Genomic DNA, 13,735 nt, shown 5'->3' with positions numbered 1-13,735 from the left:
GCCAGAATGTCCAGATGGACAGCCCAGCGAATTCGGATATGCGATATTTGTGGTGCTTTGTGAACAGTGCGAACTTTCGGTTCGTTTCGTCTTCACCACCACAATCTGCGTAGCAGATTGCTTGGGTGTTATATGGTCAAGCCTCACGGGCAATTAGTATTGGTTAGCTCAACGCCTCACAGCGCTTACACACCCAACCTATCAACGTCGTAGTCTTCGACGGCCCTTTAGGGGATTCAAGATCCCAGTGAGATCTCATCTTGAGGCAAGTTTCCCGCTTAGATGCTTTCAGCGGTTATCTCTTCCGAACATAGCTACCCGGCAATGCCACTGGCGTGACAACCGGAACACCAGAGGTTCGTCCACTCCGGTCCTCTCGTACTAGGAGCAGCCCCTCTCAAATCTCAAACGTCCACGGCAGATAGGGACCGAACTGTCTCACGACGTTCTAAACCCAGCTCGCGTACCACTTTAAATGGCGAACAGCCATACCCTTGGGACCGGCTTCAGCCCCAGGATGTGATGAGCCGACATCGAGGTGCCAAACACCGCCGTCGATATGAACTCTTGGGCGGTATCAGCCTGTTATCCCCGGAGTACCTTTTATCCGTTGAGCGATGGCCCTTCCATACAGAACCACCGGATCACTAAGACCTACTTTCGTACCTGCTCGACGTGTTTGTCTCGCAGTCAAGCGCGCTTTTGCCTTTATACTCTACGACCGATTTCCGACCGGTCTGAGCGCACCTTCGTACTCCTCCGTTACTCTTTGGGAGGAGACCGCCCCAGTCAAACTACCCACCATACACTGTCCTCGATCCGGATAACGGACCTGAGTTAGAACCTCAAAGTTGCCAGGGTGGTATTTCAAGGATGGCTCCATGAGAACTGGCGTCCCCACTTCAAAGCCTCCCACCTATCCTACACAAGCAAATTCAAAGTCCAGTGCAAAGCTATAGTAAAGGTTCACGGGGTCTTTCCGTCTAGCCGCGGATACACTGCATCTTCACAGCGATTTCAATTTCACTGAGTCTCGGGTGGAGACAGCGCCGCCATCGTTACGCCATTCGTGCAGGTCGGAACTTACCCGACAAGGAATTTCGCTACCTTAGGACCGTTATAGTTACGGCCGCCGTTTACCGGGGCTTCGATCAAGAGCTTCGCTTGCGCTAACCCCATCAATTAACCTTCCGGCACCGGGCAGGCGTCACACCCTATACGTCCACTTTCGTGTTTGCAGAGTGCTGTGTTTTTAATAAACAGTCGCAGCGGCCTGGTATCTTCGACCGGCATGGGCTTACGGAGCAAGTCCTTCACCCTCGCCGGCGCACCTTCTCCCGAAGTTACGGTGCCATTTTGCCTAGTTCCTTCACCCGAGTTCTCTCAAGCGCCTTGGTATTCTCTACCTAACCACCTGTGTCGGTTTGGGGTACGGTTCCCAGTTATCTGAAGCTTAGGAGCTTTTCTTGGAAGCATGGTATCAACCACTTCGTCGCCTAACGGCAACTCGTCATCAGCTCTCGGCCTTGAAATCCCGGATTTGCCTAAGATTTCAGCCTACCACCTTAAACCTGGACAACCAACGCCAGGCTGGCCTAACCTTCTCCGTCCCTCCATCGCAATAACTGGAAGTACAGGAATATTAACCTGTTTTCCATCGACTACGCTTTTCAGCCTCGCCTTAGGGACCGACTAACCCTGCGTCGATTAACGTTGCGCAGGAAACCTTGGTCTTTCGGCGTGCGAGTTTTTCACTCGCATTGTCGTTACTCATGTCAGCATTCGCACTTCTGATACCTCCAGCAAGCTTCTCAACTCACCTTCACAGGCTTACAGAACGCTCCTCTACCGCGTCATCGTAAGATGACACCCGTAGCTTCGGTGCATGGTTTGAGCCCCGTTACATCTTCCGCGCAGGCCGACTCGACTAGTGAGCTATTACGCTTTCTTTAAAGGGTGGCTGCTTCTAAGCCAACCTCCTAGCTGTCTAAGCCTTCCCACATCGTTTCCCACTTAACCATGACTTTGGGACCTTAGCTGACGGTCTGGGTTGTTTCCCTTTTCACGACGGACGTTAGCACCCGCCGTGTGTCTCCCATGCTCGGCACTTCCAGGTATTCGGAGTTTGCATCGGTTTGGTAAGTCGGGATGACCCCCTAGCCGAAACAGTGCTCTACCCCCTGGAGTGATACATGAGGCGCTACCTAAATAGCTTTCGAGGAGAACCAGCTATCTCCGAGCTTGATTAGCCTTTCACTCCGATCCACAGGTCATCCGCTAACTTTTCAACGGTAGTCGGTTCGGTCCTCCAGTCAGTGTTACCTAACCTTCAACCTGCCCATGGATAGATCGCCCGGTTTCGGGTCTATACCCAGCGACTAAACGCCCTATTAAGACTCGCTTTCGCTACGCCTCCCCTATTCGGTTAAGCTCGCCACTGAATATAAGTCGCTGACCCATTATACAAAAGGTACGCAGTCACCTAACAAAGTAGGCTCCCACTGCTTGTACGCATACGGTTTCAGGTTCTATTTCACTCCCCTCTCCGGGGTTCTTTTCGCCTTTCCCTCACGGTACTGGTTCACTATCGGTCAGTCAGTAGTATTTAGCCTTGGAGGATGGTCCCCCCATATTCAGACAAAGTTTCTCGTGCTCCGTCCTACTCGATTTCATTGACAAGAGATTTTCGTGTACGGGGCTATCACCCACTATGGCCGCACTTTCCAGAGCGTTCCACTAATCTCAAATCAACTTAAGGGCTGGTCCCCGTTCGCTCGCCACTACTAAGGGAATCTCGGTTGATTTCTTTTCCTCAGGGTACTTAGATGTTTCAGTTCCCCTGGTTCGCCTCTTGCACCTATGTATTCAGTACAAGATACTCAGCTTATGCTGAGTGGGTTCCCCCATTCAGAGATCTCTGGATCACAGTCTGTTTGCCGACTCCCCAAAGCTTATCGCAGGCTACCACGTCTTTCATCGCCTCTGACTGCCAAGGCATCCACCGTATGCGCTTCTTCACTTGACCATATAACCCCAAGCAATCTGGTTATACTGTGAAGACGACATTCGCCGAAAATTCGCATGTTGCTCTTTCGAGCAGAACTCACAAATTTTACCTTAGCCTGATTAACCAGCAGTGAAACTGGCTATCAGTCTATATCTATCACATATCCGAATTTTTAAAGAACGATCTGACAAAAGTCAGAAATCAACATTCGATCTGAATGCTCATTTCTAAGTTCTGACAAGTTACTGTGTACTGCGGAAGTGGTGGAGCCAAGCGGGATCGAACCGCTGACCTCCTGCGTGCAAGGCAGGCGCTCTCCCAGCTGAGCTATGGCCCCGTATTCTACGGCTGAACCATGTAATGGTAGGTCTGGGCAGATTTGAACTGCCGACCTCACCCTTATCAGGGGTGCGCTCTAACCAACTGAGCTACAGACCTATAACAGGGTCGCGTTACAGCATCGTCTTTTACAATGAATCAAGCAATTCGTGTGGGAGCTCATCAGCAGGCTGATGTCGTCGATTAAGGAGGTGATCCAGCCGCAGGTTCCCCTACGGCTACCTTGTTACGACTTCACCCCAGTCATGAATCACACCGTGGTAACCGTCCTCCCGAAGGTTAGACTAGCTACTTCTGGTGCAACCCACTCCCATGGTGTGACGGGCGGTGTGTACAAGGCCCGGGAACGTATTCACCGCGACATTCTGATTCGCGATTACTAGCGATTCCGACTTCACGCAGTCGAGTTGCAGACTGCGATCCGGACTACGATCGGTTTTGTGAGATTAGCTCCACCTCGCGGCTTGGCAACCCTCTGTACCGACCATTGTAGCACGTGTGTAGCCCAGGCCGTAAGGGCCATGATGACTTGACGTCATCCCCACCTTCCTCCGGTTTGTCACCGGCAGTCTCCTTAGAGTGCCCACCATAATGTGCTGGTAACTAAGGACAAGGGTTGCGCTCGTTACGGGACTTAACCCAACATCTCACGACACGAGCTGACGACAGCCATGCAGCACCTGTGTCAGAGTTCCCGAAGGCACCAATCCATCTCTGGAAAGTTCTCTGCATGTCAAGGCCTGGTAAGGTTCTTCGCGTTGCTTCGAATTAAACCACATGCTCCACCGCTTGTGCGGGCCCCCGTCAATTCATTTGAGTTTTAACCTTGCGGCCGTACTCCCCAGGCGGTCAACTTAATGCGTTAGCTGCGCCACTAAAATCTCAAGGATTCCAACGGCTAGTTGACATCGTTTACGGCGTGGACTAACAGGGTATCTAATCCTGTTTGCTCCCCACGCTTTCGCACCTCAGTGTCAGTATCAGTCCAGGTGGTCGCCTTCGCCACTGGTGTTCCTTCCTATATCTACGCATTTCACCGCTACACAGGAAATTCCACCACCCTCTACCGTACTCTAGCTCGCCAGTTTTGGATGCAGTTCCCAGGTTGAGCCCGGGGCTTTCACATCCAACTTAACGAACCACCTACGCGCGCTTTACGCCCAGTAATTCCGATTAACGCTTGCACCCTCTGTATTACCGCGGCTGCTGGCACAGAGTTAGCCGGTGCTTATTCTGTCGGTAACGTCAAAACAGCAAGGTATTAGCTTACTGCCCTTCCTCCCAACTTAAAGTGCTTTACAATCCGAAGACCTTCTTCACACACGCGGCATGGCTGGATCAGGCTTTCGCCCATTGTCCAATATTCCCCACTGCTGCCTCCCGTAGGAGTCTGGACCGTGTCTCAGTTCCAGTGTGACTGATCATCCTCTCAGACCAGTTACGGATCGTCGCCTTGGTGAGCCATTACCCCACCAACTAGCTAATCCGACCTAGGCTCATCTGATAGCGCAAGGCCCGAAGGTCCCCTGCTTTCTCCCGTAGGACGTATGCGGTATTAGCGTTCCTTTCGAAACGTTGTCCCCCACTACCAGGCAGATTCCTAGGCATTACTCACCCGTCCGCCGCTGAATCAAGGAGCAAGCTCCCGTCATCCGCTCGACTTGCATGTGTTAGGCCTGCCGCCAGCGTTCAATCTGAGCCATGATCAAACTCTTCAGTTCAATACTGCTTGGGTTTTTAAGAAACCCTAAACTTGGCTCAGCAATCTCAAATGACTATGTGATTTCTCGCATGGTCACTTGTGATGCTGATAATCTTTTTGACTATCAGTCCATACTCACAAGCACCCACACGAATTGCTTGATTCGATTTGTTAAAGAGCGTTTGGTTAAGAGCTTTTCGTCTCAACCGAGGCGCGCATTCTACGCCTTCCTCATTTGCTGTCAAGCGTTTATTTTGAAGTTTTTTGCGAGAAACTCGTTTAGCTTCAAACACTTGACTCAACAGGGTGGCTGGCTTCGCTTCGCTACCGCGTTGGAGTGGTGCGCATTATAGGGCGGCTTTTCAGGAGGTCAACCTTTGATTTCAATAATTTAGGTTTTTTTTGAAAAGACTGCGTCAGGGCCGCTTGGTGCTCGCCGCAAGCCCCGCAGCGCCTGTGAGATCGAGCGCCGCCCCCGCGGCGCTCGATCTCACAGGCACCGAAAGTACAACGCCATGCACCTTGCCCCCCACCCTCATAATTGCGCACTATATTGCTCACCCCACCCCGCTCAAGGATCGCCGCGCAGAAATGAACACCCAACCCCGCAGCCTGGCCGCTACCTTCTTCCCGATCGGCTTGCTGCTCATCGCCATGGCATCGATACAGTCCGGTGCCTCACTGGCCAAAAGCATGTTCCCCATCATCGGTGCCCAAGGCACCACCACCCTGCGCCTGATCTTCGCCAGCATCATCATGCTGCTGATACTGCGCCCGTGGCGTGTGCGCATGACCCGCAATACCCTGCGCAACGTCATAATCTACGGCATGGCGCTGGGCGGCATGAACTTCCTCTTCTATATGGCTCTGCAAACGGTACCCATCGGCATCGCCGTGGCACTGGAGTTCACCGGCCCGCTGGCCGTGGCGATCTTTTCCTCGCGTCGGCCGATCGACTTCCTGTGGATTGCCCTGGCCATCGTCGGCCTGTTGTTGCTGCTGCCGGCCGGCCATGGCGGGCAGGCTCTCGACCCGGTCGGCGCAGCCTATGCCCTGGGCGCGGGCGTGTGTTGGGCGCTGTACATCCTGTTCGGGCAGCGTGCCGGGGCCGAGCATGGAATCCAGAGCGCCGCGCTGGGTGTTGTGGTCGCCGCGCTGTTCGTTGCTCCCATCGGTATCGCCCACGCTGGCAGCGCATTGCTCACACCCGCCGTGATCCCCATGGCGCTGGGCGTCGCGGTGCTGTCGACCGCCCTGCCCTACAGCCTGGAAATGGTTGCCCTCACGCGCATCCCGGCACGCACTTTCGGCACCCTCATGAGCATCGAACCAGCATTTGGCGCACTGTCCGGCTTGCTGTTCCTGGGGGAGGTACTGACGTTTACCCAGTGGCTGGCTATTCTGGCGATCATTACCGCATCGGTCGGCACCACCCTGTCCATGCGCAAGGAGCCCAGCCCGGCTGTCGCAGCAGACTGATATGAGAAATATTTTCATTTGAGACAGGATTAGTGATTGTAGCGACCCGTCTCGCTGATTAAGCTGTCACAGAATCATCATCTTTACGCTATCTACTGGACCGAACACGGACGCTGGGGAATTTTCAGGACGAACCGAAGCGATAACGACGGGGTCAGACAACTGATCCGCCCCGCATTTAAGGACAGGAATGAAACGTATTTTGCTCATCCTGGCCATCTTGGCTATTGCTGGATGTGCCGCCACGGCCAAGACTGAGGTCAAAAGGGGCAAGAAGGGCCTGCATATCAATTGTTCCGGCCTGTCTTCCTCGTGGGACAACTGCTACAGCAAGGCCGCTAGCTCCTGCAGCACGCGCGGCTATCGGGTCGTTGCACGCTCGGGCGATAGCGATGAAGAACCCGGTGACTACTTGTTCGGTATCAACCCGGCGGGTTATACCAGCCGCAGCATGATCGTCATCTGCAAGTAGAAGAAAGGGCAGCTTTCAAGCTGCCCTTTTCATTTACCTCACAAGGGCGCGGTACGCGCCTCCAGCCAGGCCAGCGCGTCACCCTTGAGCAAGGGCGCCAGGCGCTCGCGCACACTGGCGTGATAACCGTTCAACCAGTCCCGCTCCTCCCTGGTCAGCAGCTCGGGCACCAGGCAGCGGGTGTCGATCGGGCACAGCGTCAGGGTTTCGAATTTCAGGAAGTCGCCGAAGGCGCTCTTGCCGGCCTCGCGGTTGACCACCAGGTTCTCGATGCGCACACCCCACTGCCCAGGGCGGTATGTACCCGGCTCGATCGAGCTGATCATGCCCACCTGCATCGCGGTCTGCGGTGTGGGCGCGGCCTGGTAGGCAATTACTTGCGGCCCCTCGTGCACATTCATGAAGTAACCCACCCCATGCCCGGTGCCGTGGCCATAATCTACCTGGTCAGCCCAGATCGGCGCGCGGGCAATGGCGTCGAGCAATGGCGACAGCACGCCTCGCGGGAAGGTAGCGCGCGACAAGGCGATCATGCCTTTGAGCACACGCGTGCAATCCTGCTTCTGTGCAAGGCTCGGGTTGCCCACCGGCACCATGCGGGTGATGTCGGTGGTACCGCCCAGGTACTGCCCGCCCGAATCGATCAGCAGCAGGCCATCGCCCTCGATGACCGCATGCGACTGCTCGGTGGCACGGTAATGCGGCATCGCGCCATTGCCATTGAAGGCGGCAATGGTAGAAAAACTCAACGACACGAAGCCCGGGCGGCGGGCACGCGCGGCACTCAATTGCTCGTCGACCGTCAGCTCGGTTACCAGCTGACGACCGAGGTTGGCCTCGAGCCAGGCGAAGAACTCGCACAAGGCCGCACCATCCTGCTCCATTACCTGGCGGATGTGCACCAGCTCGTCATCACTCTTGCACGACTTGCTCAGGGTGCTGGGGTTGAGCCCCTCGACCAGTTCCACCTCGGCCGGCAGGTTATCCAGCAGGCCGCAGGTGACCCGGGCCGGGTCGACCAGCAACCGGCTGCCGGCAGGTATGGCGGCAAGGGCCTTGCCTGCTTCGGTGTAGTCGCGCACTTCGATGCCGTCGACCGCCAGCACCTGGCACAGATGGTCATCGAGCTTGTCCTGGCCAACGAACAGAATGGCCTGCTGCTGGCTGATCAGGGCAAAGGCCACGAACACCGGATTATAGGACACATCGCTGCCGCGCAGATTGAACAGCCATGCGATGTCATCCAGGGTGGCGATGAAATGCCAGTCGGCCCCCTTGGCCTGCACGCTCTGGCGCAACTGCGCCAGTTTTTCCGCACGGCTCACCGTGGCGTGCGGCGGCAAATGCTGGTAGACCGGGTTGCCTGGCAGCGCCGGGCGCCCTTCCCAGACCTGGCCCAGCAGGTCCTTGTCAGTCACCAGGCGCGCCCCACGCGCCTTCAGCCGGTCGCCGAGCTGGCGCGCCGAAGCCAGGGCCATGACCGCACCATCTACCGCCACGCTGCCATTGAGCTGAACGTGATCGCCCAGCCATTCCAGCGCGCCAGGCTTGCCCGGCAACAGCTTCATCAGCTCGATGCCACTGCCTGCCAACTCGTGCTCCGCCTGTTCCCAGTAGCGGCTATCGACCCACAACCCGGCAAAATCAGCCGTGACCACCAGCGTGCCGACCGAGCCGTGGAAACCCGACAGCCACTGGCGCCCTTGCCAGTAACCGGGCAGGTATTCGGAAAGATGGGGGTCGGCCGAGGGTACCAGCAAGGCATCGATGCCCTCTGCGGCCATGGCCTGGCGTACCTGTGCCAGGCGCTGCGGCACGCTTTGCCCAAGGATGGTCTGAACGTTCATGCGCTCTCCTGCGGCTACATCACGGTTTATCCAATGCGTCGATAATGGAACAGCCGCCGAAGCCCTGCAATCTTGGCGACCGACACACGGCATGCATTGCCCGCCACGCCCTGCGCATACCGGACATTTCCTCCAGAAGGGTCAGGACCACCGATCAAGTTTCGCTGAACTTCCTCAAAGCACCGGCTTCACACTCAGTACATTCATTGCACACAGGCAGATGACCATGCCCAATGCCGGCGCCCCTAAAAGCGGCGTGGTGCTGCTCGACACCCGCGCGCACACCCCCGACCACGAGCATGCCGTACACCTGAAGCTTGCCGATGGCCTGGCCCGCCTGCTGGGCTGCGCGCACGTGCAACCCAGCCAGCCGCCAAGCGCCACCGATGGCTACTATTACCTGCCCACCGAAACCCTGGTCGATGCCAGGCGCCATGCCGCCTTGGGTATCTGCAGCGAACAGGACCTGTTCGGCGGCCTGGTCGCACACCCATACATGGCAACCAAGGCGATTTCCCACCCGCTGCCGGCAGGGGCCAGTTTCCCGCCGGGCTGGACCGATGCCTTCGCCCGGCAAGCCAGCGACGCCCTGCTGCGCGGCTACACCGTGTTCAGCAAGGCCGATGCGCGCAGCGCCGCACAGCTGTTGCTGGCGGACGGCCCGTTGCGAATCAAGCCGGTACTGGCCTGTGCAGGCCGTGGACAGCAGGTCATCAACACGGCGGATGAGCTGGAACCGCTACTGACCGGCATGAATGACCAGGACCTTGCGCTATGGGGGTTGGTGCTCGAGGAAGACCTGAGCGAAGTGCAAACCTTCAGCGTCGGCCAGGTACGCGTCGCCGGCCTGACCTGCAGCTATCACGGCACCCAGCAACTGACTCGCGACCATCAGGGCACGGAAGTGTATGGCGGCTCCGACCTGGTAGTGGTGCGCGGTGACTACCAGGCACTGCTGCAACTGCCCCTGGACGAGCCGCTGCGCCTGGCCATAAACCAGGCGATGGCTTACGAACAGGCCGCCGAGCAGCACTTCCCCGGCTTCATCGCCTCACGGCGCAACTACGACATCGCCCGCGGCGTGACCCCCCAAGGCCACCTGCGCAGCGGCGTACTCGAACAATCCTGGCGTCTGGGCGGTGCCAGCAGTGCCGAGCTGCTGGCTTTGCAGGCGTTCGCCGACGACCCGGCACTGCAACGGGTGCGTGCCTCTACCCATGAAGTGTTCGGCACTCCCGAACTGCCCGCTGACGCCACCCTCTTCTACCAAGGAAACGACAGTGAACTCGGACAACTCAGCAAATTTGCGCGGATTCGCGAACATGACCATTCAGAGTGAAACCGTTGAACTGCAGGTCGAGGATGACAGCATCGTCGGCACCCTGGTCAGCCCCGGCAGCAAGATGCCGGGCATTCTCTTCGTCCACGGCTGGGGCGGCAGCCAGCAGCGCGACCTGGCCCGCGCCCGGCAGATCACCGGGCTGGGCTGCGTGTGCATGACCTTCGATCTGCGCGGCCACGAAAAAACCGAAAGCCAACGGCTGACGGTCACCCGCGAACAGAACCTGACCGACCTGCTGGTGGCCTACGACCGGCTGGTAAGTCACCCGGCCGTCGATTCCAGTGCCATCGCCATCATCGGCAGCAGCTATGGCGGCTACCTGGCCACCCTGCTGACCCGCGAACGGCCGGTCAAATGGCTGGCCCTGCGAGTACCCGCCATGTACTGGGACGACGAATGGAACCTCCCCAAGCAAACCCTCGACCGGCAACGGCTGAACGCCTACCGCCAGCGACCGCTCGGGCCGTCGGACAACCGCGCGCTGGCAGCCTGTGCCGAATTCGGTGGTGATGTACTGCTGGTGGAGTCCGAGCAGGACGACTACGTGCCGCACAGCACACTGATGAGCTACCGCTCGGCATTCGTCAGTGCCCATTCGCTCACCCACCGCATTGTCGACGGTGCCGACCACGCATTGTCCAGCGAAGAAAGCCAGAAAGCCTACAGTTCGATCCTGGCGGCATGGGTCAGCGAAATGGTCGTTGGCGCCCGCCTGGACCGCTACCCGCACTACGCGCCCTGGTATGCCTGAGGCTCACCCACCTGGCAATGCAGGCCGCCATCGGCGCCGCGCACCAGGCTGCGCAGGGTCTGATAGGCAGCAAAGTTGACGCCACGGGCCTGGTGCTGGCCAAGCAGTTCGAGAAAAGGTTCCCCGACGAAATACGCCGCCGCCGCTGCCCACGCCTGGCGGGACTGCCATTGCAGGTACTGCAGCACCCTCCTGCCGTCGTCGCTGGCCTGGATACTGACACCCTGCAGCCCTTCGCAATGCACGGCCAACGCTTCACTGCGTACTACCAGCGCCTGGGCCAACGCCTGCTGGAACCTGCCGGGCACTTCATATTCGATCATCTGGGTAAACCACAGAGCTTGAGTTGTTGCCGTCATGAACGTTCTCCTGCTGACGGACGCGTACAGCGCAATGCCGAGCAGGGTAAAACCTCAAGTTATGTCAAGGTCAAGCGGTTTTCCGCAACGGGAACACCCGGTACGCCCTAACCGGATACGGCGAAGCGCCGCCGGTAATCACTCGGGGTCAGGCCAGTGATGCGCTGAAATACCTTGCGAAACGCTCCCGGGTCCTGGTAACCGACGCCCCAGGCGATCTGCTCGACATTGCGCCGGGTGAACTCCAGCAAGCGACACGCCCGCCCCACCCTCACCTGCTGGCAGTACTCGGTTGGCCGCAGCCCCGTGGCAGCACGAAAACGCCGCAGGAAGGTGCGTTCCTCCAGCCCCGCGCAGGCGGCCATGCCGGCCAGGTCGGCATCCTGCCCTCCGTTGCCCTGCAACCAGTGCTGTACTTTCAGCACCGCCTCATCGCCATGATCCAGGCGTGGATTGAACACTGCACCGGGCAGCGGCGCCGTGACCGGGTCGACCGCAAGATAGCGGGCAGTTTCCCGCGCCACCGTCGCCCCCATGAAGCGCTCAAGCAAGCGCAAGCCCAGGTCGGTCCAGGCCATCAGCCCGGCCGAGGTGACAATGTCGCCATCGTCCAGCAACGGTTGCTGGGCCTCGACCCGCACCTTGGGGAAACGCTGGGCAAGCGAATGCACGTAGTTCCAGTGGGTACAGGCCGGGCGCCCGTCGAGCAGGCCACTGGCGGCGATGAAGAACACCCCGATGCACACCGATGCCAGTACCGTGCCGTGCCCGTGCAACTGGCACAACGTCGCGCGATGGCGTTCAAGCAGCTCACCTTGTGGTGCCGACTCCAGGCTCGGCGGAATGATCAGCACCCGCAGATCGGATACGGCGACGGGCGGGCTTTCAGGGGCAGGCTGCAATTGCCCCGCCTCGTCCGCCTGCCAGAAGCTGATACGCACCGATGGCAACTCGACGGCCCCAAGTTCCGCAGCCACCCGGTTGGCCACCAGGAACAGGTCGGCCAAGCCATGCACGGCGGCACGCTGCGCGCCTGGGTACAGCAGCAGGCCGATGTCCAGGCTGGCGTGGTTGTCAGTTTTTGCCCGCATAGTGTCGTTCGCGCCAATCCTCAGGTCCGTGCGCACAGCCTATAACTAACGTCATCCAACGACTACTGCCACAGGAGGCAGCATGAGCAAGCAGGCGCTGATCATCATCGATATCCAGAACGACTACTTCCCGGGCGGCAAATGGACCCTCGATGGGGCCGACCAGGCGGCGGACAATGCTGCCCGTCTGCTGGCAGCGGCACGTCAACGGGGCGACCTGGTGGTGCATGTACGGCATGAGTTCGACAGTGCCGATGCGCCGTTCTTCGCGCCAGGCTCGCAGGGTGCGGCCATCCACGCCAAGGTCGAGCCCAGGGCCGGTGAGCCCGTAGTGCTAAAGCACAAGGTGAACGCCTTCCTCGGTACCGACCTTGAGAATACGCTGGACCGGCATGGTGTCGAGGCCCTGACCATCGTCGGCAGCATGAGCCACATGTGTATCGACGCCGCCACCCGGGCCGCAGCCGATCTGGGTTACGAGGTGACCGTGGCGCACGACGCCTGTGCCACGCTGCCACTGGAGTTCGATGGCAAGCGGGTGCCGGCGGCACAGGTACATGATTCGGCGATGGCGGCGTTGGCGTTTGCCTATGCCAAGGTGGTGAAGACCGATGAATTGCTGGATCGCTGATCAGGCTTGAGGTCTGGCGGCGCTTTGCGCCCCATCGCGACGCAAGGCCGCTCCTACAGGGGGTACGCGATCTCCTGTAGGAGCGGCCTTGCGTCGCGATGGGCTGCGCAGCAGCCCCAAAACCTGCTACCTCAAATAACCACATTGCGCACAAATCGCACCGCCACCGCCCCATCGTTGCGATAGGCATACCGGCAATTGCTGGGAAACACCTGGAACTGCCCGACCTGCAGACGATGCTCGACCCCTTCGATAATCAGCGTCAGTTGCCCTTGCGCCACATAGATCTGCTCGCTCCAGCCCTCGGCATCAGCCTCGCTGAAATAGCACTCGCCCGGTGCCAGCGTCCATTCCCACAGCTCCACCTCGCGCCGCGCCACACTGCTGCCCAGCAGCACCGCCCGGCTCTGCGGATGCTCGCCGGCCCAGGCCAACTCTTCGATGCGCCCGGGGTCACGCTGGTCAGGTGCCTGGATCAGGGTACTGAAAGCCACGCCCAAGGCTTCGGCAATCAGGTCGAGGGTAGTCAGGCTGACATTCTTCTCGCCCGCCTCGATCGCCACCAGCATGCGCCGGCTGACACCGGAGCGCTCCGCCAGCGCCGTCTGGCTCATGCCCGCGGCGTTACGCAGGCCGCGTACATTGAGGCTGACATGTTGCAGCACCGATGCCCGGTGCGAGGAATCTTTGTGCACTATATTGCTCACTGGTCGGT

General features: G+C 58.8%; 9 protein-coding genes, 2 tRNA genes and 2 rRNA genes. 5 read left to right on the top strand and 8 right to left on the bottom strand.

The annotated features are described in order from the left end of the window. Positions 1 to 132 precede the first annotated feature (132 nt). The 4 genes from RIN61_RS20595 to RIN61_RS20580 all read right to left on the bottom strand — a co-directional run bounded on the left by RIN61_RS20595 (position 133) and on the right by RIN61_RS20580 (position 5,067). Positions 133 to 3,025 (bottom strand): 23S ribosomal RNA (locus tag RIN61_RS20595). A gap of 243 nt (positions 3,026 to 3,268) precedes the next feature. Next, positions 3,269 to 3,344 (bottom strand) — tRNA-Ala (locus tag RIN61_RS20590). 24 nt (positions 3,345 to 3,368) lie between these two features. After that, a tRNA-Ile gene (locus RIN61_RS20585) sits at positions 3,369 to 3,445 on the bottom strand. Between the two features lie 85 nt (positions 3,446 to 3,530). After that, positions 3,531 to 5,067: ribosomal RNA gene (locus tag RIN61_RS20580) — 16S ribosomal RNA — on the bottom strand. Together the 16S and 23S rRNA genes with 2 tRNA genes alongside form the textbook arrangement of a ribosomal RNA operon. Positions 5,068 to 5,639: 572 nt before the next feature. Between RIN61_RS20580 and rhtA the strand changes: the two genes are divergently transcribed. Together rhtA and RIN61_RS20570 are read left to right on the top strand one after the other, a co-directional pair. Further along, positions 5,640 to 6,527: a threonine/homoserine exporter RhtA gene (gene rhtA, locus RIN61_RS20575; protein WP_112253260.1), complete on the top strand. Its 888-nt coding sequence runs from the start codon at positions 5,640 to 5,642 to the stop codon at positions 6,525 to 6,527. Positions 6,528 to 6,717: 190 nt separating this feature from the next. Continuing rightward, on the top strand, positions 6,718 to 6,999 hold the full coding sequence (locus RIN61_RS20570) for a hypothetical protein (RefSeq protein ID WP_112253261.1): 282 nt from the start codon (positions 6,718 to 6,720) through the stop codon (positions 6,997 to 6,999). Between the two features lie 38 nt (positions 7,000 to 7,037). Here RIN61_RS20570 and RIN61_RS20565 read toward each other — a convergent pair whose 3' ends face one another. Then, entirely contained in the window at positions 7,038 to 8,846 is a 1,809-nt protein-coding gene (locus tag RIN61_RS20565) for an aminopeptidase P family protein (protein ID WP_207878151.1), read from the bottom strand. Positions 8,847 to 9,066: 220 nt separating this feature from the next. Between RIN61_RS20565 and RIN61_RS20560 the strand changes: the two genes are divergently transcribed. Together RIN61_RS20560 and RIN61_RS20555 are read left to right on the top strand one after the other, a co-directional pair. Next, entirely contained in the window at positions 9,067 to 10,185 is a 1,119-nt protein-coding gene (locus RIN61_RS20560; protein ID WP_112253263.1) for a DUF3182 family protein, read from the top strand. Next, positions 10,169 to 10,939 carry an alpha/beta hydrolase family protein gene (locus tag RIN61_RS20555; RefSeq protein ID WP_207878153.1) on the top strand — a complete coding sequence of 257 codons (771 nt, stop codon included), beginning with the start codon at positions 10,169 to 10,171 and terminating at the stop codon, positions 10,937 to 10,939. Before RIN61_RS20560 ends, RIN61_RS20555 begins: the two co-directional genes overlap by 17 nt. Here the strand turns inward: RIN61_RS20555 and RIN61_RS20550 are convergent. Next, a complete protein-coding gene (locus RIN61_RS20550) occupies positions 10,918 to 11,298 on the bottom strand; it encodes an antibiotic biosynthesis monooxygenase (protein WP_215521174.1) in 381 nt (126 codons plus the stop codon). The two genes, RIN61_RS20555 and RIN61_RS20550, sit on opposite strands and share 22 nt — an antisense overlap. Before the next feature lie 107 nt (positions 11,299 to 11,405). Then, positions 11,406 to 12,389 (bottom strand): GlxA family transcriptional regulator, encoded by a 984-nt coding sequence (locus tag RIN61_RS20545; protein ID WP_112253266.1) that lies wholly within the window; start codon positions 12,387 to 12,389, stop codon positions 11,406 to 11,408. 82 nt (positions 12,390 to 12,471) lie between these two features. On the opposite strand from RIN61_RS20545, the gene RIN61_RS20540 reads away from it, so the two are divergent. After that, positions 12,472 to 13,020: a cysteine hydrolase family protein gene (locus RIN61_RS20540; protein WP_112253267.1), complete on the top strand. Its 549-nt coding sequence runs from the start codon at positions 12,472 to 12,474 to the stop codon at positions 13,018 to 13,020. Between the two features lie 131 nt (positions 13,021 to 13,151). Here the strand turns inward: RIN61_RS20540 and RIN61_RS20535 are convergent, their stop codons facing one another. Further along, positions 13,152 to 13,715: a helix-turn-helix domain-containing protein gene (locus tag RIN61_RS20535; protein WP_112253268.1), complete on the bottom strand. Its 564-nt coding sequence runs from the start codon at positions 13,713 to 13,715 to the stop codon at positions 13,152 to 13,154. Between the last annotated feature and the right edge of the window lie 20 nt (positions 13,716 to 13,735).

Source organism: Pseudomonas inefficax (assembly GCF_032164165.1).
Classification (GTDB): domain Bacteria; phylum Pseudomonadota; class Gammaproteobacteria; order Pseudomonadales; family Pseudomonadaceae; genus Aquipseudomonas; species Aquipseudomonas inefficax.
This window is presented reverse-complemented; position numbering and strand designations above follow the sequence as displayed.

Excerpts from the sequence above, each read along its gene's own strand:
- rhtA (WP_112253260.1), top strand. The coding sequence starts at position 5,640 with ATGAACACCCAACCCCGCAGCCTGGCCGCTACCTTCTTCCCGATCGGC.
- RIN61_RS20570 (WP_112253261.1), top strand. The coding sequence starts at position 6,718 with ATGAAACGTATTTTGCTCATCCTGGCCATCTTGGCTATTGCTGGATGT.
- RIN61_RS20565 (WP_207878151.1), bottom strand. The coding sequence starts at position 8,846 with ATGAACGTTCAGACCATCCTTGGGCAAAGCGTGCCGCAGCGCCTGGCA.
- RIN61_RS20560 (WP_112253263.1), top strand. The coding sequence starts at position 9,067 with ATGACCATGCCCAATGCCGGCGCCCCTAAAAGCGGCGTGGTGCTGCTC.
- RIN61_RS20555 (WP_207878153.1), top strand. The coding sequence starts at position 10,169 with ATGACCATTCAGAGTGAAACCGTTGAACTGCAGGTCGAGGATGACAGC.
- RIN61_RS20550 (WP_215521174.1), bottom strand. The coding sequence starts at position 11,298 with ATGACGGCAACAACTCAAGCTCTGTGGTTTACCCAGATGATCGAATAT.
- RIN61_RS20545 (WP_112253266.1), bottom strand. The coding sequence starts at position 12,389 with ATGCGGGCAAAAACTGACAACCACGCCAGCCTGGACATCGGCCTGCTG.
- RIN61_RS20540 (WP_112253267.1), top strand. The coding sequence starts at position 12,472 with ATGAGCAAGCAGGCGCTGATCATCATCGATATCCAGAACGACTACTTC.